Source organism: Streptomyces sp. NPDC048506 (assembly GCF_040651315.1).
Lineage (GTDB): Bacteria > Actinomycetota > Actinomycetes > Streptomycetales > Streptomycetaceae > Streptomyces.
This window is the reverse complement of sequence record NZ_JBEZIX010000040.1, coordinates 22770-45773: the sequence shown is the minus strand read 5'-3', so window position 1 is coordinate 45773 and position 23004 is coordinate 22770. Positions and strand designations below refer to the sequence as shown.

Below are 23004 nucleotides of genomic sequence, written 5' to 3'. Positions count from 1 at the left end.
CCGGGCCCTTCGCCGCGTCCGCTCTCCTGCCGCCCTGCCGCCCTGCCGGCCGCCGGGGGAGAGGCGCCCGAGTCACCCCGGGCCCACCCGCGGCACCACGGGCCCGCGCTCGCGCCCCCGCCCCTGCCCCGGGCCCGCGCCCCTGCCCCGGGCCCGCGCCCAGGCCCCTGCCCTGTACTTGCGCCCCTCGCCCCGCCCCCGGACCCGGACCCGGCACCGACCCCGGGACTTTGGTCCCGCGCGGCCGGGACGATGGTCCGCCCGCCCTGGGGACCATGCTCACCCTCCCGGCCGGACCTTGTGCCATCAGCGATGGCCGTACGGCCTATGGGCGGCCGCCCGGACGCCTCCCTAGCGTGAACGGCATGTCCACCGAGCCCCGCACCCGGCCCCCGACCCGCGACCGCGACCACCGCGCCACGGTCCTCGCCGCCCTGCTGCTCGCCGCCTCCGCCGCGGCCCTCGCCTACATCCTGCTCGGCGCCCACCACGACCCCGTCGAACCCGCCGCCGACCCCCCACGGACCGGTGCCCGGGCCTGACGGGCCACCGGACCAACCCGGTTGCGGGGCGCCACCTTCGAACGGATCGAGACCTCCGGCAACGAGGCGCTGGGCGCCATGCGCCGACTGGTGCGGGTCCTGCGCGAGAACGGAGCCCACTCCCAGCCGGTCGCCGGCCTCGCCGAGGTCCGCGCCCTGACCGACGCCTTCGCCCGCACCGGACCGCCGGTCGTGCTCTCCGCCGACCGGGCCGTCGCCGACGCCCTCCCGGCCGACGTGGCCGCCGCCGTCTACCGCATCGTGCGCGAGGCCCTCACCAACATCCGCAAGCACGCCGCCGACGCCACCGCCGTACGGATCGGCCTGCGCGCCGCGGCCGGCGGCGTGGAACTGCGCATCGCCGACGACGGCGGTGCCCCGGCCCGGCTCTCCGAACAGGCCGCGGCCGGGGGCACCTCCCGACCGGAGGCTGGGGGAGGCTTCGGCCTGGCCGGGCTCACCGAACGGGCCGAGGCGATGGGCGGCCGGCTCACCGCCGGCCCCGCCGCGGAGGACGGCTGGGAGCTCACCGCCGTGCTGCCCCTCGACGGCGACGCCCCGGCCTGACGGCCCCGACCCGGCCCACGGCCACATCTGTCCAACACCTCCACCCCCTTTGTCCATAGGCGCACGCCCCACCCCCGCAGCACGCTGTCCGCCGACAGCCAGTGCCGGCACGAACGGGAGGACAGCGCGCGTGAACGAACAGACAGGTGCCCCGCGCGGGCCCAGCCGCCGAAAGGTCGTCGCCGCCGGCGCGCTGGCCCCGCTCGTCGGCGCCCTCCCCGCCGTCGCACCCCCCGCGGCCGCCGCACCACGGGCCACCGAGACGGTGCTGCGGTCCGACGCCCTGGAGGTCCGCGTCGACACCGCCTTCCCGCGCATCGTCTCCTACACCGACCGCGGCACCGGCGCCGTCCTGCACGCCCAGCACACCCCCGTCACCCAGGTCCTCCTCGACGGCACCGCACACACCCCGAAGGTCACCCACCACGCCCGCGCCGACCGCGCGACGTACACCCTCGCCTTCGACGGCGGCACCACCCTCACCGTCGAGATCGCCGTCCAGGAATGGCGCACCACCTGGCGGGTCACCCGCCTCACCGACACCCCCGCGCTGCGCATCGGCACCCTCCAGATCCCCGGCCTGGCGCTGCTGAGCATCCGCAGCGACCAGGCCGGATCCACCCTCCTCGCGGCCCGCATCGACCTCGACAAGGCCAAGAGCGGCGACACCCTGGTGACCGTCACCGCCGACACCCCCGCCGAGGACGCACCCACCGGCTGCGCCTACGCCGTCGTCGCCACCGGCAAGCTCGCCGCCGGCATCGAGACCAACACCGTCTACGACCGGCCCACCGGCGCCACCACCTGGGAGAACGGCCGACTGTGGCGGCAGGTCCGGCACGGCGACGGCTTCGTCACGGCACAACTGACGCCCGGCCAGTGGACCCACCGGGCCGCCGGAGCGCCGATCGACGCCACCGAGCCGCTGCCCTCCGCCACGGTCATCGTCACCCGCGACCGCAACGGCGACGGCACGGCCGACTGGCAGGACGCCGCCATCGCCCTGCGCGACGTGATGGTCATGCCACTGGGCGCCGACGAACAGCACCTGCGGGTCGTCCCGCACATCCCGTTCAACTTCGCCAGCCAGGCCACCAACCCCTTTCTCGCCACCCTCGACAACATCAAGCGGATCGCCCTGGCCACCGACGGGCTACGGCAGTTCACCCTCCTCAAGGGCTACCAGTCCGAAGGCCACGACTCCGCCCACCCCGACTACGGCGGCAACTACAACCAGCGGGCCGGTGGCCTCGCCGACCTCAACGCCCTGCTCCGCGCCGGCAAGAAGTGGAACAGCGACTTCGCGGTGCACGTCAACGCCACCGAGTCCTACCCCGTCGCGCACGCCTTCTCCGAGACCCTCGTCGACAAGGACGACAAGCAGTGGGACTGGCTCGACCAGTCCTACCGCATCGACGCCCGCCACGACCTGGTCACGGGCAGCATCGCCGCCCGCTTCGCGCAGCTGCGCAAGGAGACCGATCCGGCGCTGAACACCCTCTACATCGACGTCTTCCGCGAATCCGGCTGGAACTCCGACCGCCTCCAGCGCCACCTGCACGACCAGGGCTGGATGGTCACCAGCGAATGGGGCCACGGCCTGGAACGCTCCTCGCTGTGGTCGCACTGGGCCAACGAAACCGACTACGGCCCCGACACCTCCCGCGGCATCAACTCCCAACTGATCCGCTTCCTGCGCAACGATCACAAGGACGTCTTCGCCAACAAATGGCCCACCCTGCTCGGCAGCGGCCGGATGGGAAACTTCGAGGGCTGGGTCGGCAAGACCGACTGGACCGCCTTCCACACCCTCATCTGGACCGACGCCCTGCCCGCCAAATACCTCCAGGCCTACCCGATCAAGACCTGGAGCGCCCACGAGATCACCTTCGAGGGCCCCACCGCGACCTCGGTCAGCGACGCCGGTTCCGCCGCCGGGGACACCCCACGAGGCGGAGGCGGAACGCAGCCCGGCGGCACCCGCACGATCACCACCGACGGCCGCGTCGTCTACCGCGACGGCACCTACCTGCTGCCCTGGGAACCCCGCCGGGCCACCGACCCCGGCAAGCTCTACCACTACAACCCCCGCGGCGGAACGACCAGTTGGACCCTGCCCCGCGGCTGGACCGGCGCCACCGCCGTCCACGCCTACCGGCTCACCGACCAGGGCCGCACCCAGGAGACCCGCATCCCGGTCAGCGGCGGCCGGATCACCCTCACCGCCCGCCCCGGCACCGCCTACGTCCTCTACCGCGACCCCGCCCCCGCCCAACCCGACCCCGACTGGGGCGAGGGCACCCCCCTGACCGACCCCGGCTTCCACTCCGGCACCCTGCACGGCTGGCGCACCACCGGCCCCGCCCTTGTGGAACGCTCCCCGCTCGGCGACTACGAACTGGTCATCGGCGCGGGCGGCGCCGCCACCGTCGCCCAACACCTCACCCGGCTCGCCCCCGGCAGCTACGCCGCCTCCGTCCAGATCGAAGTCGGCGCCACCGCCGGCGAACGCCGCCGCGCCGCCCTTGCGATCCGCACCGCCGACGGCGTCACCACCACCAACTGGACCGACACCTCCACCGCCGGCAACTACGTGGCCGCGGACCGCAAATCCGGCACCCGCTTCCAGCGCCTGTTCACCCACTTCACCGTCCCCGCGAGCGGCGGCCCCACCACCCTCGCGCTCACCGCCGCAGCCGGCCGCGCCCGCATCCGCTTCGACAACGTCCGCGTCGTCCCCGCCCGCGCCACCTCCCGCAACGGCACCCTCGCCCACGAGGACTTCGAGCACGTCCCCCAAGGCTGGGGACCCTTCGTCAAGGGCGACGCCGGCGGCAGCACCGACCCGCGCACCCACATCGCCCAGCGGCACGCCCCGTTCACCCAACGCGGCTGGAACGGCAAGGCGATCGACGACGTCATCGACGGCGGCAACGCGCTCAAGTCACGCGGCGAGAACACCGGACTGGTCTACCGGACCGTCCCGCACACCGTCCGCTTCACCGCCGGCCGCCGCTACCGCGTCACCCTCCGCTACGAGAACGAAACCGCCGGCCAGTACTCCTGGATCACCGCCGTCGACGAACCCGCACCCCGCGAACTGACCCGCAGCCCCCTCCCCGTCGCCACCCAACCCGCCACCCACACCTACGAGTTCACCGCACCGCCGCACGGCGACGCCTGGGTCGGACTGCGCAAAGTGGGCGACGACGGAACCGCCGAGTTCGTCCTCGACTCCTTCGAAGTGCGTGAGGTGTAGGGGAGACCCCCCAGCACCACACCAGGCCGTGGGGGCGGGTCGGTGCGCCCCCACGGCCACCCTCACACCCCTGCCCCGCAGGGATACAGACCGGGCGCCCCCGCCCTGCCCCCCACCAGGGCCGGGGCGCCCTCCCACTCCCACAGCAGCAGCTCGTTGCCGCCCTCCCGCAGCACCGGACCCGGCACGAACAGGGCACGCTGCGGCCCCACCGACCGGTAGCGGCCCAGACAGAACCCGTTGATCCAGGCGAACCCGTGCCCCCACCCCGGCAGCACCAGGTCCGCGTCCCCGGGCCGCCCGGCCACCACCAGCGTCCCCCGGTACAACCCCGCACCCCCACAGGCCCCCGCCACCGCGCCGAACGGCACCCGCTCCAGCGCCCCCGCCTCCTCCAACGCGTCCAGCCGCAGCCCGCGCGACCGCACCCCGTGCAGAAACTGCCGCTCGTGCAGCAGCCCACCCGCGATCCCCTTGGACTCGCCCAGCCGCGGCCCGTAGTTGACCCGCCCCAGCGACCCCACCCACAACTCCACCACCGCCGACCCCGCCACCTCGCCGAGCACCACGCCCTCGCCGTCCTCCCCGTCCACCACGCCCCATCGCTCCCCGTCGACGCACACCAGCGCCCGGTCCCGCAGCCCCCGCACCCGCAGCGGATACCGGCCCCGCGGCCCCGGCACCGCCACCCGATAGCGCACCACCCCCCGGTCCACGCCCAGCTCCTCGAACGTCACCGGACCGCCCCCCACCACCTCCGGACCGCCCAGCGCCGCCAGCACCTCCCCGGCCGGCGCCCACTGCCCGATCTCCGCCCGCACCGGCGCCCCCAGCACCGGCGGCGCCTCCGGCACCTCCGGCAGCGGACCGTCCGCATACTCCGCCAGCACCTCCCGGAACCGCCAGAACTTCTCCGTCGGCCGCCCCCGCTCATCGACCGGCGCCCCGTAGTCGTACGACGTGACCGTCGCCCGCAACTCCCCGTCGTGCAGCTCACCCGACCGGTTGGCCCCCGCCCACCCACCGAAACTCGTCCCCCCGTGCGCCATGTACACATTGACCGACGCACCGCACTCCAGGACCTCCCGCAGCGCCGCCGCCGCGTCCTCGGCGGCCCGCGGCGCCCCCGCCCGCTCCCAGTGCGCGAACCACCCGCACCAGAACTCCATGCACATCAACGGCCCGTCCGGACGGTGCCGCCGCAGCGCCGCGAACGCCTCTCGGGCCCCGGAACCGAAGTTCACCGTCGCCAGCACCCCCGGCACCGACCCACCGCTCAGCATGTGGTCCTCCGGGCCGTCCGACGTACACAGCGGCACCCGCACCCCCGACTCCCGCAGCAGCTCCACCAGCCACGCCAGATACTCGGCGTCACTGCCGTACGAGCCGTACTCGTTCTCCACCTGCACCATCACCACCGGCCCACCGCCCGGACCGGCCGGCCCCGCCGTCGCCGTGCACTGCCGCGCCACCACCTGCGGCAGCAGCCGCCCGAACCACGCCCGAACCGCCCGCAGATACCCCGCGTCCCGGGTCCGCACCCGCCGCCCCAGCGGCCCGGTCAACCACTCCGGCAATCCCCCGTTCTCCCACTCCGCGCAGATGTACGGCCCCGGACGGACGATCGCCCACAACCCCGCCGCCGCCACCGCGTCCAGGAACCGGCCCAGCGCCTCCGGATCCCGGAACTCACCCGGCCGTGGCTCGTGCAGATTCCACGGCACATACGTCTCCACGCAGTTCAGGCCCATCGCCCGCAACATCGCCAACCGGTGGCCCCACTGCGCCTCGTGCACCCGGAAGTAGTGCAGCGCCCCCGACAGCAGCCGCACCGGCCGCCCGTCCATCGTGAACTCCCGCTCACCCACCGCGAACCGCGCCACGTCGCCCCACCCCTCACACCGATCGGTCACCTCACCGATCACCCTCGCCCCCTGGCGGCACGGCGGTCCATGGACAAAGATCGCAGTTGTTTGGACCGTTCGACCGTTCGACGGCCCGACGGCTCGGTGCCCGCGGCTCGACAGCTCGACGCCCTACGGGTCTCCGCCCGACGGCTCGGCGCCCGACGGTCCGGCGGAACGGAGGGAACCGACACCCACGCACCGACGGGAGGCCCGGGCATGTACCACACCTGGATGCGGTACTTCACTCCGCGCCCGGTCCACCACCGGCTCGGCCTGGTCTGCCTGGGAGTCGGCCTCCAACACGGCACCCTGCCCACGGTCGGCCCCCGCACCCTCGACCACCACGTCGCCATCGTCATCAGCGCCGGCCGCGGCTGGTTCACCACCCCCGACGGACGCCGCCGCACCGTCACCGCCCCCGCCTTGCTGTGGCTCGTCCCCGGCGTGGCGCACCACTACGGCGCCGACCCCGACACCGGCTGGGACGAAAGCTTCGTCGACTTCACCGGCACCGCCGCCACCACCTACACCGAACTCGGCTACATCGAACCGGACCGCCCCCTCGTCCCCCTCGACGACACCGGCCCCGCCCGCGCCGCCATCGGACGCATCGCACGCGCCGCACGACGCGGCAACCCCCTCCTGGAAGTGGAGACCTCCGCCGCCGTCCACGAACTCCTCGTCGCCCTGCGCCGCGCCCGCGCCGACACCGACGCCGACGGCGACCCCGTCCTCGCCGCCCTGGCCCGCGACGCCTTCCTCCCCCTCTCCGTCGCCGAACACGCCGCCCGGCACGGCATGACCCCCGCCGAACTGCGCACCGCCGTACGCCGCGGCGCCGGCTGTAGCCCCAAGGACTACCTGCTCGGCATCCGCCTGGGCCGCGCCAAGGAACTCCTGGTCGCCACCGACCTCCCGATCGCCGCCGTGGCCCGGCGCGTCGGCTACGACGACCCGGCCTACTTCAGCCGCCTGTTCACCCGCCGCGTCGGCACCGCCCCGGTCCGCTTCCGCGACCGCCAGGTCCGCAGCGTGCCCGGCGGCTGGTCCACCCAGATCCCGGACCCGGACGACCCGCCGCTGGTCAGCGGATGCAGCGGCTGAGCCGGCCGCCGGCCCGGCACACCGCCGGCAGCGGCCCCCACCCCAAACCCCGTGCACCACCCACCGACCGTACGGCAGCATGGCACCCATGCCCGCACTCCAGCGCGACGAGGCGCAGACCCGAGCCCGACTGATCGACGTCCACCGCTACGAGGTCGACCTCGACCTCACCCAAGGCGAGGAGCGGTTCGGCTCCCGCACGGTCATCCACTTCACCGCGCGCACCACGGGCGACACCTTCGTCGAACTCAAACCCGTCCAGCTGCACTCCGCCACCCTCGACGGCCACCCCCTCGACCTCACCACCCTCGACGCCAACCGCCTCCCGCTCACCGGCCTCACCCCCGGCACCCACGAGCTCCGCATCGACGCCACCATGCGCTACTCCCGCACCGGCGAAGGCATGCACCGCTTCACCGACCCCGCCGACGGCGAGAGCTACGTCTACACCCAGCTGTTCATGGAGGACATCCAGCGCGTCTTCGCCGCCTTCGACCAGCCCGACCTCAAGGCCGTCTTCGCCCTGACCCTCACCGCCCCCCACGGCTGGACCGTCCTCGCCAACGGCATCACCGAAGACCTGGGGGAGGGCCGCTGGAAAGCCGCCCCCACCCCCCGCATCTCCACCTACCTCGTCGCGGTCGCCGCCGGCCCCTGGCACTCCGTCCGCACCCAGCACGCCGGACTGCCCTTCGGCATCCACTGCCGCCGCTCCCTCGCCCCGCACCTCGACGCCGACGCCGACGAGATCCTCGACATCACCCGTCGCTGCTTCGACCGCTACCACGAGATCTTCGACGAGCCCTACCCCTTCGACTCCTACGACCAGGCCTTCGTCCCCGAATTCAACGCCGGCGCCATGGAGAACCCCGGCCTGGTCACCTTCCGCGACGAATTCGTCTACCGCTCCGCCGTCACCGACACCGAACGCCAGACCCGCGGCATGGTCATCTCCCACGAGATGGCCCACATGTGGTTCGGCGACCTGGTCACCCTTCAATGGTGGGACGACATCTGGCTCAACGAGTCCTTCGCCGAATACATGGGCTACCAGGTCCTCGCCGAAGCCACCCGCTTCACCGACACCTGGACCGACTTCGCCGTCGCCCGCAAGGGCTGGGGCTACGACGCCGACCAGCGCCCCTCCACCCACCCGGTCGCCCCCGCCCCCGAAGACGTCCCCGACACCGCCTCCGCCCTCCTCAACTTCGACGGCATCTCCTACGCCAAGGGCGCCTCCGCACTGCGCCAACTCGTCGCCTGGATGGGCAACAAGGCCTTCCTCACCGGCATCAACGACCACTTCGCCCGGCACCGCTTCGGCAACGCCACCCTCGCCGACTTCATCGACTCCCTCGCCCGCGCCACCGACCGCGACGTCCACGCCTGGGCCGCACGCTGGCTGCGCACCACCGGAGTCGACACCCTCACCCCCGTCGTCCACGACACCGACGACGGACACTGGACCCTGACCGTCGACCGGACCGGAAGCGGCGACGGCACCCGCCCGCACCGCCTCACCGTCGGCCTCTACGACCACCACCCGCACACCCCCGGCCGCCTCGTCCCGCGCACCCCCCTCTTCCTGGACGTGCCCGTCGACGAACCGCACACCGGCACCGGCCCCCGCCCCGCCCTGCTCCTCCTCAACGACCAGGACCTCACCTACGCCAAGGTCCGCCTCGACCCCACGTCCTGGGACACCGCCCTGCGCACGCTGTCCGGGCTGCCCGACCCGCTCACCCGCGCCGTCGTCTGGAACGCCGCCCGCGACATGGTCCGCGACGGCGAACTGCCGCCCACCGCCTACCTCGACGCCGCCCGCGCCCACCTCCCGCACGAGACCGACCTCGCCATCATCCAGGGCGTGCTCGCCTTCGCCCGCACCCAGATCGCCGACCGCTACCTCCCCGCTGACCGACGCCACACCGCCCTGGCCACCCTCACCGCGCTCAGCCGCGACATACTGCGCCGCACCGAAGGCCCCGACAACGGCACCCGCGCCGGACTCCGGCTCACCGCCGTACGCGCCTTCATCGACAGCGCCACCACCCCCGAAGGCATCCAGGACTGGCTCGACGACGGCAGCGTCCCCGGCGGCCCACAGCTCGACCCCGAACTCCGCTGGCGCATCCTCGCCCGGCTCGCCACCCTCGGCGCCACCCCCCTCGACACCCTCCGCGACGCCATCGACGCCGAACTCGCCCGCGACCCCAGCGCCACCGGCCGCGAAGGCGCCGCCCGCTGCCGTGCCGCCCTACCCGACCCGGCCGCCAAACAGGCCGCCTGGGACGCCCTGTTCACCACCGACGAGACCGACGAGAAACCAGCCCTCTCCAACTACCTCTTCACCGCCACCGCCACCGGCTTCTGGGCACCCGAACACCACGACCTGCTCCGCCCCTACGTCGCCCGCTACTTCACCGACGCCCCCGCCCTCGCCGCCGCCCGCGGCCCCGCCCTCGCCGAGGCCGCCGGCCGCTACGCCTTCCCCGCCACCGTCATCGAGGAGGACACCCTGCGCCTCGGCGAAGCCTGCCTCGCCGACAGCGACCCCACCCCGGCGCTCCGCCGCAAGCTCGTCGACCAACTCGACGATCTGCGACGCGCCCTGAAGGTCCGCGCGGCGACCACCGACGCCGTGGCCGAGTAGGGGGAGCCACTCCGGGCGCGGAGCCCCCCCGGGGCCGGAGACCTCCCAGGCCCGGAGACACCCCGGGCCCGGAGACACCCAGGGCGCTTTCCCAGGAAGCCCTGGGGCCCTGGGACTTCCTGGGGCCCTGGGCTGGAGCCCACGGCCCACCCCGGGCGCTCCACCGCCCACCCCAGGTGCCGCCGGACCGGCAGCCGGCGGCACCCGAACACCTGCGGTACACCCGTACCACTTACGGGTGGTATGACCGCAACCACTGGATGCGCAGCGTACCGGGACAGTAACTTAGGGCTGCCTAACGTCTCGTCCGCCCGGGCACCGCCCCCGCGACGCAGACCCACCTCCCTGAACGCCCTGACAGAAGAGCACACCCATGCCTGTGCCCCCTGCCGGCACCGCCCTCGCAGGCGGCACCAACGGCCCCCGCGCACTCCGCCCCCTCCTCGACACCGTCCTCGACGCCCTCACCACCGGTGCCGAGGACCGCGCCGGCCCCCTCCCACCCGGCGGCCCCGACGCCGTCGCCCGCGACGTACGCGACGCCTGCCACCCCGTCCTGCCCGACGACGGCACCGGCCCGCACGCCGCCCTCCGCACCCTCGTCCACACCCTCGCCGCCGGCGCCGCCGACCCCGCCGACCCCCACTGCGCCGCCCATCTGCACTGCCCGCCACTGGCCCTGGCCACCGCCGCCGACCTCGCCGCCGGCGCCCTCAACCCCTCCATGGACTCCTGGGACCAGGCCCCCGCCGCCTCCGCACTGGAGACCCTCACCAGCCGCGCACTCGCCGCCCTCGTCTACCCCCAGGCCACCGCCCCCGACGCCCTGATCACCACCGGCGGCACCGAATCCAACCAACTCGGCCTCCTCCTCGCCCGCGAAGCCGACACCCGGGCCGCCACCACCGGCCCCCTCCAGGTCATCTGCGGCGCCAACGCCCACCACTCCATCCACCGCTCCGCCTGGCTCCTCGGCCTCCCCGCCCCGATCACCCTCCCCACCCCCAACGGCATCCTCACCCCCGACACCCTCCACACCTGCCTCGCCAACCTCGCCGGATGCACCGGCCCCCTCCTGATCACCGCCACCGCAGGCACCACCGACTCCGGCGCCATCGACCCCCTCCCCGCCCTCGCCGACCTCGCCGACCACCACGGCGCCCGCTTCCACGTCGACGCCGCCTACGGCGGAACCCTGCTCTTCAGCGACACCCACGCACCCGCCCTCGACGGCCTCGCCCGCGCCCACACCGTCGCCCTCGACCTGCACAAACTCGGCTGGCAACCGGTCGCCGCCGGCCTCCTCGCGGTCCCCGACCCCACCACCCTCGCCCCCCTCACCCACCAAGCCGACTACCTCAACGCCGACGACGACACCGAAGCCGGCCTCCCCGACCTCCTCAGCCGCTCACTGCGCACCACCCGCCGCCCCGACATCCTCAAGATCGCCGTCACCCTCAAGGCCCTCGGCCGCCGCGGCATCGGCACCCTCGTCGACCGCACCCTCGCCGCCGCCCAGACCCTCGCCGACCTCATCGAGGCCCACCCCCGCTACGAACTCCACTCCCGCCCCACCCTCAGCACCGTCCTCTTCCGCCCCACCGGCGCCGACGACACCACCCTCGCCACCATCCGCCGCACCCTCCTCACCGAAGGACACGCCGTCCTCGGCCGCGCCACCACCCCCACCGGCCTCTGGCTCAAAGCCACCCTCCTCAACCCCCACACCCAACCCGGAGACCTCACCACCCTCCTCAAACTCGTGGAAGGCCACACCCCCCGATGAGCAGCGCCCCCGAAACCCCCCGCACCGACGACGCCCCGCACCCCGACGAACCCCTCGACCTCGTCGGCATCGGCATCGGCCCCTTCAACCTCTCCCTCGCCGCCCTCGCCCAGCCCCTCACCGCACTCCGCTGCGCCTTCTACGACCAGCGCCCCGCCTTCCACTGGCACCCCGGCCTCCTCATCGACGGCGCCACCCTCCAAGTCCCCTTCCTCGCCGACCTCGTCACCCTCGCCGACCCCGCCAACCCCTGGACCTTCCTCAACTACCTCAAGACCCGCGAACGCCTCTTCCCCTTCTACTTCGCCGAGCGCTTCCACATCCACCGCGCCGAATACGACGCCTACTGCCGCTGGGTCAGCGAAAACCTCCCCGACCTCCACTTCGGCCACCACATCGACGCCGTCCGCTGGAACCCCGAACGCGAAGCCTTCGAAGTCGACTTCACCCAACTCGACGCCGACGGCGAAGCCCAGGCCCTCGGCCGCACCCACGCCCGCCACCTCGTCCTCGGCATCGGCACCACCCCCCACATCCCCGTCCCCCTCCGCCCCCTCGCCGACGCCCCCGGCGTCCCCGTCATCCACTCCGCCGACTACCTCCACCACCGCGACGCCCTGCTCGCCGCCGACCACATCACCGTCATCGGCGCCGGCCAATCAGGCGCCGAAATCTTCCTCGACCAGCTCCGCGCCCGCCCCACCGGCCACGAAGGCATCCACTGGCTCGCCCGCACCGCCGCCTTCGCCCCGATGGAATACAGCAAACTCGGCCTGGAACACTTCACCCCCGACTACACCCGCTACTTCCATGCCCTCCCCGAACGCGTCCGCGACGCACTCGTCCCCGGCCAGTGGCAGCTCCACAAAGGCATCGACCACGACACCCTCGCCGCCATCCACGACGAGCTCTACCGCCGCACCCTCGACGGCGGCTGGCCCGACACCACCCTCACCCCCGGCGTCTCCGTACGCACCGCCGGCCGCGTCGGCACCACCAAGGTCGAACTCCACCTCGACCACACCCAGCAAGGCACCCGCTCCCGCCTCACCACCGACGCCGTCGTCCTCGCCACCGGCTACCGCGAACGCCGCATGGACACCCTCATCGCCGCCCTCGACCCCTACCTGCGCCGCGACGCCAGCGAACGCCCCCGCATCGACGAACACCACCGCCTCGTCCTCGACCCCTCCGTCACCGGCTCCTTCTACGTCCAGAACGCCGAGACCCACACCCACGGCGTAGGCGCCCCCGACCTCGGCCTCGCCGCCTGGCGCAGCGCCACCATCCTCAACTCCCTCACCGGCACCACCCCCTACCCCCTCCCCGAACGCACCGCCTTCACCACCTTCGGCCTCCAGCAACCCACCACCGACCGCACCGGCACCATCCCCCGCCAGGGATCCAGCCTCGTCCCCCGCCACTGACCCGCCCTGCATCGCCCCCGCCACTGACCCACCACGCGGCGGCGCCCCACCCGGCACCGCCGCCCCGGTGACCACCCCGGCTCAGAACACCGGCACACCGTCCCGCGTCAACCGCCAGTCCGCCGACGCAAACTCCGCACCGTCGATCACCTTCGCCTCCTGCACCCACCCGATGATCAGGTTCCGGATCTCGTCCGACGTCGACCACACCTGCTGCGCCTTCGCCACATGCGGGAAATTCCCGCCACCACTCGCGCGGTAGTTGTTCACCGCCAGCACGAACCGCGCCGCATCATCCACCGGCTTCCCCCCGAACATCAGCTTCCCGATCCGCCGACCCGCCGGCTGCGCAATATCGATCTCGTACGACACCCCGCGCACCACGTCATAGTTGTAATCCGGCGTACCGTCCGCATTCGTTATCCCGGACGGATCCACCGGGCCCCCAGAAGTCGTCCGCACGTAATACCGCGCCGAAAACTCCAGATAGTCGCGCAACTGAGCACCGGTCAACACCCGTGCCTCCAGCGTGTTGTCGAACGGATACAACGCCGCCATCGACCGGATCGTCACATCCCCCTCCGGAACCCGTGCCGTACGCGAAAAACACGACGCCTGCGACAGCACCGGCAACGCCGCGAACTCCGAACCGGCCAGCGCCCTACGAACCACCTCCGCCTGCACAAAGGCGATGAAGTCCAGTATCGGCGCGTCCTTCACCGGCGCCTCGGCCGCCGTCATCTCCGCCTTCGACCAGCCGATCACCCGATTCACATACGCCACGACCTTCCGGTGCTCCGCCCGCAGCAAACCCGTGATCCGCGCATCCTCCGCCACCGTGTTTGCATTCAGGACCCGCGAACCGACCGAATCCACCTCCCAACGCCCCCGACGCCACTCCACCACCACATCGAAGAGCGTCAACCGCTGCCCCCACTTCAACGGCTCCGACAGCACCACCTCCCGGCCCGTCGCCTTGTTCACCACCCGCCGCTCCGGCACCTCCACATGCGCATGCCCCACCAATATCGCGTCGATCCCCGGCACCTGCTCCGCCACCAACGCCGCCGCATTCTCCACATAGGGCAACTGATCCCCGTACGACGACGACCCGCTCATCCCCGAATGCGCCGCCACGACCACCACGTCCGCGCCCATCGACCGCAGCTTCGGCACCCACTTCGCCGCCTGTTCCACCAGCCCCGGAAACGCCAGCTTCCCCTGCACATGAGCCCGGTCCCACAGCGCGATCCCCGGATTCGTCAAACCCAGCACCGCCACCCGCACCTCCCGCCCGTGCGGTGAGCGCAACCGCTTCATTACATACGGACGGAAAGCCGGCCGCAGCGACTTCGCATCCACCGCGTTCGCACCCAGCAGCGGAAAATCGCAACTCTCCTCGAACTTCCGCAGCACCGGAATCCCGTAATTGAACTCGTGATTCCCCAGCGCCGCCGCGTCATAGCCGATCGCATTCATCGCCCGCGCCATCGGATGCACCGGACCGTGCGGATCCGTGATCGGATCCACCTTCGCGTAGTAATACGCCAGCTGCGTGCCCTGAATGGTGTCACCGGCATCGATCAGCAGCGTGTTGTGCCGGCCCTTCTCCCGCCGCACACCGGACACCAGCGTCGAAATCTTCGCCAGACCCACGTCGTTGTGGTCCGCATCGTCGAACTCCGCGTCCGTGGCGTAGTCCCAGTTGAAGACGTTGCCGTGCAGATCCGTCGTGCCCATGACCGTGAAGGCGTACCGCTCGTGCCGGTGACCGTGCCCACGTCCGTCCGGCACCCGGACGGCCGCCACCGCCTCCGCCGCCGGCGCCCCCGCGAGCGCCACCCCGGCCCCCGTCACCACGGAACCTCCCACGAACTTCCTACGGTCGAGCGACATGCCAACTCCCTTGGAACGATGCGGACAAGAGCCGCCGCACACCCGCGGCAACGCGCGTAGATTCTGGCGCAGCCACCCCGCCCGCAACACCCCTCACACCCACCCCGCCCCCGCCGCCTCGCCATTCCTCACCCCACCCCGCGCTGCCACTTCCCACCCTGCCCCGCGCCCCACTTCCCACCCTGCCCCGCGCCCCACTTCCCACCCTGTCCCTCCCTGATGTGCAACCCTTCCGCCACCCACACCCGAGGAGCCACCCATGACCGACCCGACCCACGACGCCCCCATCGAAGACACCCCCGTCGACACCACCCCCACCACACCCGCCACCCCCGCCCTCCCCTACGGCACCCCCGACACCCCCCGCCTCGCCGTACGCGGCGAAGCCCGTCTCGAAGTCGACCCCGAGATCGCCCGCATCACCGTCACCATCAGCGCCCGCGGCACCGACCGAACCACCGCCCTCACCGACCTCACCCGCCGCAACGAACAGGCCCTCACCCTCATCAAGAGCTACGGCGACGCCATCGAAAAACTGGAGACCGGCGCCTTCAGCCTCACCCCCCAACTCACCGAGAAGGGCCGCCACGAGCGCATCCACGCCTACCACGGACGCGTCACCCACACCGCCACCCTCAACGACTTCACCACCCTCGGCGAACTCACCACCCGCCTCGCCGACCTCGACCTCACCCGCGTCGACGGCCCCTGGTGGGCCCTCCGCCCCGACTCACCCGCCCACCGTGCCGCCCGCACCCAGGCCGTCCACGAAGCCGTCCAACGCGCCCGCGAGTACGCCGAAGCGCTCGGCGCCCGCCTCGACGCCGTCCTCGAAATCGCCGACCTCGGCGCCGAGAACAACGCCCCCGCCGCCGCCCCCGGGATGCGCGGCTTCGCCGGCTACGGCCGCGCCGCCGTCCAGGAGGCCGCCCCCGCCCTCGACCTCGAACCCCAGCGCCAGACCGTCTACGCCAACGTCAATGCGCGCTTTACGATGACCCGTCCCGCACTCTGAGACCGCGCCGCGCGAGGGCGAAATTCCGCTCATCGGAGCGCCTTCGCGCGCATTCCAATACTTGTCAACAGCCTTTCACCAAGCGCTCGTTGAGCAGTCACTTCTTTACAGTTCCCTACCGCCCGGTAAGTCATAGGGTCGAAACATGCGCCGAGCAAAGATCGTCTGCACACTGGGACCCGCCACCGACTCGTACGAGCAGATCAAAGCCCTCGTCGACGCCGGAATGGACATCGCCCGCTTCAACCTCAGCCACGGCACCTACGCCGACCACGAAGCGCGATTCGACCGGGTCCGCAAAGCATCCGAAGAGACCCGCCGCAGCGTCGGCATCCTCGCCGACCTTCAAGGCCCGAAGATTCGCCTGGGCCGATTCCGTGAAGGTCCCGTACTTCTCGAACGCGACGACGTGTTCACCATCACCGTCGAACCGTCCGTCGAAGGCGACCGCCACCTCTGCGGCACCACCTACCACGGCCTCGCCGCCGACGTCACCACCGGCGAACGCATCCTCGTCGACGACGGCAAGGTCACCCTGGAGGTCACCGCCGTCGAAGGCCCCCGCGTCCACACCAAGGTCATCGAAGGCGGGATGGTCTCCGACCACAAGGGCCTCAACCTCCCCGGCGTCGCCGTCTCCGTCCCCGCCCTCTCCGAAAAGGACCAGGACGACCTCCGCTGGGCCCTGCGCTACGGCGCCGACATCATCGCCCTGTCCTTCGTCCGCAGCGGCCGCGACATCGACGACGTCCACCGCATCATGCGCGAGGAAGGACGCTTCCTCCCCGTCATCGCCAAGGTCGAAAAGCCCCAGGCCGTCGAGAACATCCACGACATCGTCGCCGCCTTCGACGGCATCATGGTCGCCCGCGGCGACCTCGGCGTCGAAATGCCCCTGGAAACCGTCCCGATCGTCCAGAAGCGCGCCATCAAGCTCGCCAAGCGCAACGCCAAGCCGGTCATCGTCGCCACCCAGATGCTCGACTCGATGATCGACAACTCCCGTCCCACCCGCGCCGAGGCCTCCGACGTCGCCAACGCCGTCATCGACGGCACCGACGCCGTGATGCTCTCCGGCGAGACCAGCGTCGGCAAGTACCCCACCGAAACCGTCAAGACGATGAGCCGCATCGTCGAGGCCGCCGAGGAGGACATCCTCGCCAAGGGCCTCCCGCCGCTCACCGAGACCAGCAAGCCCCGCACCCAGGGCGGCGCCGTCGCCCGCGCCGCGGCCGAAATGGGCGACTTCCTCGGCGCCAAGTTCCTCGTCGCCTTCACCCAGTCCGGCGACACCGTCCGCCGCCTCTCCCGCTACCGCTCACCCATCCCCCTCCTCGCCTTCACCCCCGACCCCGCCACCCGCTCCCAGCTCAACGTCAGCTGGGGCGTGGAAACCTTCCTCGGCCCCACCGTCAACTCCACCGACGAGATGGTCGCCCAGGTCGACGAGCAGCTCCTGAAGATCGGCCGCTGCCAGAAGGGCGACGTCGTCATCATCACCGCCGGATCCCCGCCCGGCGTCCCCGGCTCCACCAACCTCGTCCGCGTCCACCACATCGGCGAGGACGACACCCCCAAGTAACACCTGGCCACACCCGCACCAGACCCGCTGGGCCGAGGAACTGACTGCCGCCCCTGTCAGTACTTCGGCCCGATGTGTTGGTCCATGAGGGCGACGGAGGCGCGTTTGGCCACGGAGATGTTGTAGGGATCGGACCCCCGTCGGGTGACCCTCCAGTCGACATCGACCTTGTCCAGTGCTTCCGAGTAGAGCTGTCGAATGTCCGCAGACTTGTTGGTGAACAAGTACCGCGGGTACTCGTACCGCTTGCGCTCACCGCCCACCAGCTTCGTCGTCCAGTTGGTGATCCGGCAGCCGTCGGAGTGGATGAGCCCGCGGATGAATTCCCAGGGGTGGGCGTCGACGATGGTTTGCTGCCAGGGTTCCAGAACGATCGACCGCTCGTGCTTCTTGCCCTCGCCGTGCTGAGGGAACATGCACCATAAGTGCTTCGAGTAGACCTTCACGTTGTGGCAGCCGGTCCTGCGCACCCGGCACACGGAGTTGTCCGGGAACACAGCGCGCATGGCGGCCTCACAGGCGTCCATGAGTCCGGGCCAGGCGTCGCCGCACGCGATCATGAGGCTGGGCACGCGGTGGCCCGAGTACTGGATGATGTGGCCGTCGCCGAGGTAGAGGGCCAGGAGATAGGAGTACGCCGCCGGGTCCAGTTCACGCCCGTCGCATCGGGGACACTTCGGGTTGTGGGCGCCCGGACACTCTCCTCGTTTGGCGCGGTCCACGTGGCGCCAGTAGCTGATGGTGCCGAGTGGGATGGCGAATTCCCGGGCTACGTCCGCGTTTCTCGCCCCGGCACGGAGCCGGGCGACCGCCCTTTGTCGTACGTCAGTGCCATGGAAGATCATGACTTCACTGTGAGTGACGCACCGTGTTCGCGCGGCGATACTCGCGAGAACCATGCGAAGGTGGGATTCCGCTTCCTGGGAAGTGCCCGGTGTGGGATTCGAACCCACATGCCCCAAGGGGCACGGCGGTTTGAGCGCCGCGTGTCTGACCAGTTCCACCAACCGGGCCGGTTGCAGAGACACCCTACCGTGTGCGCCGCCGTGGCCGCCTCTGGGTAGGCTGCAATGGCACCACCTGCCAGGAACGAGGAGTCCCGTGAGCGCCGCCGAGCCCGAGCAGCCCGTCGCCGATGACGACCAGTCGCACGTCCCGCCGCTGACCACGCGCGTCGTGATCGCCGAGGACGAGGCCCTCATCCGTCTCGATCTCAAAGAGATGCTGGAGGAGGAGGGCTACACCGTCGTCGGCGAGGCCGGCGACGGGCAGACCGCGGTGGAGATGGCCCGGGAGCACCGTCCCGACCTGGTGATCCTGGACGTGAAGATGCCGGTGCTGGACGGTATCTCCGCGGCCGAGAAGATCGCCGAGGAGAGCATCGCGCCGGTGCTGATGCTGACCGCGTTCTCGCAGCGTGAGCTCGTGGAGCGGGCGCGGGACGCGGGGGCGATGGCGTACCTGGTCAAGCCGTTCTCGAAGAGCGACGTGGTGCCGGCGATCGAGATGGCGGTCAGCCGGTTCACGGAGCTGAGGGCGCTGGAGAAGGAGGTCGCGGACCTCACCCAGCGGTTGGAGACGCGGAAGTTGGTGGACCGCGCGAAGAGCATTCTCCAGACGCAGTACGGGCTGACGGAGCCGGCGGCGTTCCGGTGGATCCAGAAGACCTCGATGGACCGGCGGCTGTCGATGCAGCAGGTTGCCGAGGCGGTCATCGAGGACGCCGCGGAGAAGAAGCAGCAGAAGAAGAAGGACTAGCCGGCGGCTCCGTACCGCGTGTGAGCGGCCCCGTACCGATGGTTGTCGGTGCGGGGCCGCTGTCGTGCGGGGAGTGTTCCGGATGGGTCAGTCCTCGCCGAGGTAGGCCTTGCGGACGGATTCGTCGTGGAGGAGGGATTCGCCGGTGCCGGAGAGGGAGATGCGGCCGATCTCCATGACGTGGGCGTGGTCGGCGAGGGAGAGGGCGGCCTGGGCGTTCTGTTCCACGAGGAGGATGGTCGTGCCCTGGGAACGGAGTTCCCGGATGGTCTCCATGATCTTCTGCATCATGATCGGCGAGAGGCCCATGGAGGGTTCGTCGAGCATGAGGAGTTTGGGGCGGGACATCAGGGCGCGGCCCATGGCGAGCATCTGTTGTTCGCCGCCGGAGAGGGTTCCGGAGGCTTGTTTGCGGCGTTCGCCGAGGATGGGGAAGAGGTCGTAGACGCGTTGGATGTCGGCGTCGATGCCGGCGGTGTCCTTGCGGAGGAACGCGCCCAGCTGGAGGTTTTCGGCGATGGTGAGGCGGGGGAAGAGGCGGCGGCCTTCGGGGGAGTGGGCGAGGCCGCGTTCGACGATCTTGTGGGCGGGGACGCCGTTGAGCGGTGCTCCGTCGAAGGTGATCTTTCCGGCGAGGGGCTTGAGGAGGCCGGAGAGGGTGCGCAGGGTGGTGGTCTTGCCGGCGCCGTTGGTGCCGATGAGGGTGACGGCCTGGCCTGCTTCGACGGAGAATGAGATGCCCTTGACGGCTTCGATCTTGCCGTAGGCGACGCGCAGGTCCTCGACTTCGAGCAGTGCGGTCATGGGGTGTCTCCGGTCTCTGCGGGCTCGGCGGTGTCTGCGCCGGCAGGGGGTGGTTCGGGGGTTTCTGCCGGTGCCGTCGCGGTGTCCTCGACGGGGGTGCCGAGGTATGCGGCGATGACGCGTTCGTCGGCCTGGACGATGTCCGGGGTGCCTTCGATGAGTTTCTGGCCTTGGACGAGGACGGCGACGCGGTCGCAGAGGTTGAAGATGAAGCGCATGTCGTGCTCGATGACGAGCACGGCGGTGCCCTGTGCGCGGATGGCCAGGACGAGGTCCTGGGTGGCGCGGGTTTCCTGGGGGTTCATCCCCGCGGTGGGCTCGTCGAGGAGGAGCAGCCCGGGTTCGCTGGCGAGGGCGCGGGCGATTTCGAGCTTGCGCTGTTCGCCGTAGGGGAGGTTGCGGGCGAGGTGGTCGCGTTTGTGGGCGAGGCCGGTGAATTCGAGGAGCTCCATGGCGCGTTCTTCGCTGGTGCGTTCGGCCTTCTTGAAGCCGGGGCCGCGGAGGAGGGCTGACCAGAGTCCTTCTTTGGTGCGGGTGTGGCGTCCGACGAGGACGTTTTCGAGGACGGTCATGTTGGCGAAGAGGCGGATGTTCTGGAAGGTGCGGGCGATGCCGGCCTGGGTGACGAGGTGGGGTTTGCGGGAGAGGCGGGTGCCTCGGTAGCTAACGGTGCCTTCGGTGGGGGTGTAGAGGCCGGTGAGGCAGTTGAAGAAGGTGGTCTTCCCGGCGCCGTTGGGGCCGATGAGGCCGACGATTTCGCCGGTGTTGACGGTGAGGTCGACGCCGCGTACGGCGGTGAGTCCGCCGAACCGCATGGTGACGCCGTCGGCGCGAAGGGCGGTGTCGTTGCCGGTGGCGGCGTTGTCAGTGGCGGGTGCGATGGTGGGTGGTGTGGTCATGGTCGTCACGCCTTTGCCTTGGTGACGCCGAGGGTGGCGTCGGTGTCCGGTAGGCGCTGGTCGGGCACGTCGAGTTGGCCGGTTTCGTGGAATTCGAGTTGCTTGCGGCGGTCGGGGATGAGGCCTTCGGGCCGGAAGCGCATGAGGAGGACGAGGGCCACGCCGAACAGCAGGAGTTGGTAGTCCTGGAGGAAGTCGAGCTTGGCGGGGATGAGGAAGAGGAGGGCGGCGCCGACGAGGGGTCCGCTGAGGGTGCCCATGCCGCCGAGGATGACGGCGGCCAGGAGGAACGCGGAGTTGGGCGGCTGGGGCCCGGCGAACTGGAACTGTTCGGGGGTGGCGGTGGTCACGACGTGGGCGTGGACGGTGCCGGCGAGGCCGGCGAGGGCGGCGCCGAGGGCGAAGGCGAGCAGCCGCAGCCGGAAGCTGTTGATGCCCATGGCGATGGCGGCGGTTTCGTCTTCGCGGATGGCGATCCAGGCGCGGCCGATGCGGGAGGCCGCGGCGCGCCGGAAGACGAGGACGACGAAGGCCGTCACGAGGATCATCAGCAGGTAGTAGTTGCCGTAGGTGGCGATGGGGATGCCGAGGATGTCGTGGGACTCGCCGAAGTTGAAGCCGAAAATTTCGAGGTTGGGGATGTTGGGGATGCCCATGGCGCCGTTGGTGACATCGGGGCCGGTGGTGCCGTTGAGGTTCAGCATCGCGATGCGGAAGATCTCACCGAAGCCGAGCGTGACGATCGCGAGGTAGTCGCCGCGTAGCCGGAGGGTGGGGGCCCCGATGAGGACGCCGAAGACGAGGGAGGCGGCGGCCCCGGTGAGGAGGGCGGCCCAGAAGGGGAAGTGGAAGCCGAGGGAGGATTCGGGGGAGCCGGAGACCAGCGCGGCGGCGTAGGCGCCGACGCCGAGGAAGGCGACGTACCCGAGGTCGAGGAGGCCGGCGAGGCCGACGACGACGTTGAGGCCCAGGGCGACGGTCGCGAAGATCAGGATGTTCGCGCCGATGATCGTGTACTGGTCGGTGTCCTGGGTGAAGGGGAAGCAGGCGGCCGCGGCGAAGGCCGCGGTGAGGGCGACGCTGCGGTGCGCGTGGGTGAGCTGGGTGAGGCGGGCGATCAACCCGGTGCGGTGCAGCGCGGGGATGGCGAGCACGACGAAGATCAGGTAGCCGACGAAGGGGGCGCCGTCGTCGGTGTCGATGCCGTAGGTGAAGGCGAGCAGGCCGACGGCGAACGCGGCGGCGATGATCAGGATCTCGGCCCAGGACGGCAGTTCGCGGGTGCGGCGCCGTACGGGGCTGGCGGCGAGGGCGGCGGTGAAGCGCTGCCACGGGCCGGTGGAGGCCGGGTCGCCGGGCTGGTCGGAGGGCAGCGCGAGGGCGCCGAGGAGGGTGATCAGTGCGGCGACGCCGGCGACGAATCCGCCGGGTTCGAGGTTGACGAGTCCGCCGAGTTGGACGGCGATGGCGCCGAGGGTGAACCAGGTCGCGGCGAAGGTGGCCAGCGCCGCGAGCAGGGTGGGGGCGTTGCGCCCGGCGGGGGTGAGCCATTGCAGCCCGCGCAGGCCGAGTCCGGCTGCGGCCAGGAGGAGGGTGAGGACGCCGCCGACGAGGGTGAGGATCTGTAGGCCGGCGGGGGATCCGTAGTAGGTGAGGTCGCCGGGGAAGTCGCTGCTCCAGGTCCAGGCGAGGCCGGTGGAGACGGCGCTGGCGAGGGCGCCGGCGGCGGTGGTGAGGCGGGCGGCGCGTTCGGGCACCGGGAGCAGGCCGCGGGCGCCGGTGGTGGTGTTTTCGGTGGTCATCGG

General features: G+C 71.4%; 16 protein-coding genes and 1 tRNA gene. 10 read left to right on the top strand and 7 right to left on the bottom strand.

The window, feature by feature from the left end; translation table 11 throughout:
- Positions 1 to 365 precede the first annotated feature (365 nt).
- The 3 genes from AB0C96_RS28825 to AB0C96_RS28815 all read left to right on the top strand — a co-directional run bounded on the left by AB0C96_RS28825 (position 366) and on the right by AB0C96_RS28815 (position 4368).
- On the top strand, positions 366 to 542 hold the full coding sequence (locus tag AB0C96_RS28825; RefSeq protein WP_362921238.1) for a hypothetical protein: 177 nt from the start codon (positions 366 to 368) through the stop codon (positions 540 to 542).
- Positions 543 to 563: 21 nt separating this feature from the next.
- The gene (locus AB0C96_RS28820; protein WP_362921237.1) at positions 564 to 1109 is read left to right on the top strand and encodes an ATP-binding protein; all 546 of its coding nucleotides are present in this window, start codon (positions 564 to 566) and stop codon (positions 1107 to 1109) included.
- 130 nt (positions 1110 to 1239) lie between these two features.
- Positions 1240 to 4368, top strand: a complete 3129-nt coding sequence (locus AB0C96_RS28815; protein ID WP_362921235.1) for an endo-alpha-N-acetylgalactosaminidase family protein — start codon at positions 1240 to 1242, stop codon at positions 4366 to 4368.
- Positions 4369 to 4430: 62 nt separating this feature from the next.
- Here AB0C96_RS28815 and AB0C96_RS28810 read toward each other — a convergent pair whose 3' ends face one another.
- Positions 4431 to 6251, bottom strand: coding sequence for a beta-galactosidase (locus AB0C96_RS28810; protein WP_362921330.1), 1821 nt, complete (start codon positions 6249 to 6251; stop codon positions 4431 to 4433).
- 240 nt (positions 6252 to 6491) lie between these two features.
- Here AB0C96_RS28810 and AB0C96_RS28805 point away from each other — a divergent pair, with 240 nt between their 5' ends.
- From AB0C96_RS28805 to AB0C96_RS28790, 4 genes are all read left to right on the top strand, one after another.
- On the top strand, positions 6492 to 7379 hold the full coding sequence (locus AB0C96_RS28805; RefSeq protein WP_362921233.1) for an AraC family transcriptional regulator: 888 nt from the start codon (positions 6492 to 6494) through the stop codon (positions 7377 to 7379).
- A gap of 88 nt (positions 7380 to 7467) precedes the next feature.
- On the top strand, positions 7468 to 10032 hold the full coding sequence (gene pepN / locus AB0C96_RS28800) for an aminopeptidase N (RefSeq protein ID WP_362921232.1): 2565 nt from the start codon (positions 7468 to 7470) through the stop codon (positions 10030 to 10032).
- 373 nt (positions 10033 to 10405) lie between these two features.
- The gene (locus tag AB0C96_RS28795; protein ID WP_362921230.1) at positions 10406 to 11818 is read left to right on the top strand and encodes a pyridoxal-dependent decarboxylase; all 1413 of its coding nucleotides are present in this window, start codon (positions 10406 to 10408) and stop codon (positions 11816 to 11818) included.
- Complete coding sequence (locus AB0C96_RS28790) at positions 11815 to 13245, top strand: SidA/IucD/PvdA family monooxygenase (RefSeq protein ID WP_362921228.1); 1431 nt, start codon at positions 11815 to 11817, stop codon at positions 13243 to 13245. Before AB0C96_RS28795 ends, AB0C96_RS28790 begins: the two co-directional genes overlap by 4 nt.
- Positions 13246 to 13326: 81 nt before the next feature.
- On the opposite strand, the gene AB0C96_RS28785 is transcribed toward AB0C96_RS28790, so the two are convergent.
- The gene (locus tag AB0C96_RS28785) at positions 13327 to 15141 is read right to left on the bottom strand and encodes a 5'-nucleotidase C-terminal domain-containing protein (RefSeq protein WP_362921227.1); all 1815 of its coding nucleotides are present in this window, start codon (positions 15139 to 15141) and stop codon (positions 13327 to 13329) included.
- Between the two features lie 259 nt (positions 15142 to 15400).
- On the opposite strand from AB0C96_RS28785, the gene AB0C96_RS28780 reads away from it, so the two are divergent.
- Positions 15401 to 16156, top strand: a complete 756-nt coding sequence (locus AB0C96_RS28780; protein ID WP_362921226.1) for an SIMPL domain-containing protein — start codon at positions 15401 to 15403, stop codon at positions 16154 to 16156.
- A 145-nt stretch (positions 16157 to 16301) separates the two neighbouring features.
- Positions 16302 to 17738, top strand: coding sequence for a pyruvate kinase (gene pyk, locus AB0C96_RS28775; protein ID WP_362921224.1), 1437 nt, complete (start codon positions 16302 to 16304; stop codon positions 17736 to 17738).
- Positions 17739 to 17794: 56 nt separating this feature from the next.
- Here pyk and AB0C96_RS28770 read toward each other — a convergent pair whose 3' ends face one another.
- Together AB0C96_RS28770 and AB0C96_RS28765 are read right to left on the bottom strand one after the other, a co-directional pair.
- Positions 17795 to 18583: a helix-turn-helix domain-containing protein gene (locus tag AB0C96_RS28770; RefSeq protein WP_362921223.1), complete on the bottom strand. Its 789-nt coding sequence runs from the start codon at positions 18581 to 18583 to the stop codon at positions 17795 to 17797.
- A gap of 83 nt (positions 18584 to 18666) precedes the next feature.
- Positions 18667 to 18751: transfer RNA gene (locus AB0C96_RS28765), tRNA-Leu, on the bottom strand.
- Positions 18752 to 18839: 88 nt separating this feature from the next.
- Here AB0C96_RS28765 and AB0C96_RS28760 point away from each other — a divergent pair.
- Positions 18840 to 19496 (top strand): response regulator, encoded by a 657-nt coding sequence (locus AB0C96_RS28760; protein ID WP_362921222.1) that lies wholly within the window; start codon positions 18840 to 18842, stop codon positions 19494 to 19496.
- An 87-nt stretch (positions 19497 to 19583) separates the two neighbouring features.
- Here AB0C96_RS28760 and AB0C96_RS28755 read toward each other — a convergent pair whose 3' ends face one another.
- The 3 genes from AB0C96_RS28755 to AB0C96_RS28745 all read right to left on the bottom strand — a co-directional run bounded on the left by AB0C96_RS28755 (position 19584) and on the right by AB0C96_RS28745 (position 23001).
- Positions 19584 to 20300, bottom strand: a complete 717-nt coding sequence (locus AB0C96_RS28755; protein WP_362921220.1) for an ABC transporter ATP-binding protein — start codon at positions 20298 to 20300, stop codon at positions 19584 to 19586.
- Entirely contained in the window at positions 20297 to 21115 is an 819-nt protein-coding gene (locus tag AB0C96_RS28750; protein WP_362921329.1) for an ABC transporter ATP-binding protein, read from the bottom strand. The genes AB0C96_RS28755 and AB0C96_RS28750 overlap by 4 nt, the downstream gene beginning before the upstream one ends.
- Before the next feature lie 89 nt (positions 21116 to 21204).
- Positions 21205 to 23001, bottom strand: coding sequence for a branched-chain amino acid ABC transporter permease (locus tag AB0C96_RS28745; protein WP_362921219.1), 1797 nt, complete (start codon positions 22999 to 23001; stop codon positions 21205 to 21207).
- Positions 23002 to 23004 lie beyond the last annotated feature (3 nt).

What these genes read in the sequence shown, in the direction of transcription:
- AB0C96_RS28785 (WP_362921227.1), bottom strand. Translation starts at nt 15,141, where the DNA reads ATGTCGCTCGACCGTAGGAAGTTCGTGGGAGGTTCCGTGGTGACGGGG.
- AB0C96_RS28805 (WP_362921233.1), top strand. Translation starts at nt 6,492, where the DNA reads ATGTACCACACCTGGATGCGGTACTTCACTCCGCGCCCGGTCCACCAC.
- AB0C96_RS28755 (WP_362921220.1), bottom strand. Translation starts at nt 20,300, where the DNA reads ATGACCGCACTGCTCGAAGTCGAGGACCTGCGCGTCGCCTACGGCAAG.
- pepN (WP_362921232.1), top strand. Translation starts at nt 7,468, where the DNA reads ATGCCCGCACTCCAGCGCGACGAGGCGCAGACCCGAGCCCGACTGATC.
- AB0C96_RS28825 (WP_362921238.1), top strand. Translation starts at nt 366, where the DNA reads ATGTCCACCGAGCCCCGCACCCGGCCCCCGACCCGCGACCGCGACCAC.
- AB0C96_RS28790 (WP_362921228.1), top strand. Translation starts at nt 11,815, where the DNA reads ATGAGCAGCGCCCCCGAAACCCCCCGCACCGACGACGCCCCGCACCCC.
- pyk (WP_362921224.1), top strand. Translation starts at nt 16,302, where the DNA reads ATGCGCCGAGCAAAGATCGTCTGCACACTGGGACCCGCCACCGACTCG.
- AB0C96_RS28770 (WP_362921223.1), bottom strand. Translation starts at nt 18,583, where the DNA reads ATGATCTTCCATGGCACTGACGTACGACAAAGGGCGGTCGCCCGGCTC.
- AB0C96_RS28780 (WP_362921226.1), top strand. Translation starts at nt 15,401, where the DNA reads ATGACCGACCCGACCCACGACGCCCCCATCGAAGACACCCCCGTCGAC.
- AB0C96_RS28750 (WP_362921329.1), bottom strand. Translation starts at nt 21,115, where the DNA reads ATGCGGTTCGGCGGACTCACCGCCGTACGCGGCGTCGACCTCACCGTC.
- AB0C96_RS28795 (WP_362921230.1), top strand. Translation starts at nt 10,406, where the DNA reads ATGCCTGTGCCCCCTGCCGGCACCGCCCTCGCAGGCGGCACCAACGGC.
- AB0C96_RS28745 (WP_362921219.1), bottom strand. Translation starts at nt 23,001, where the DNA reads ATGACCACCGAAAACACCACCACCGGCGCCCGCGGCCTGCTCCCGGTG.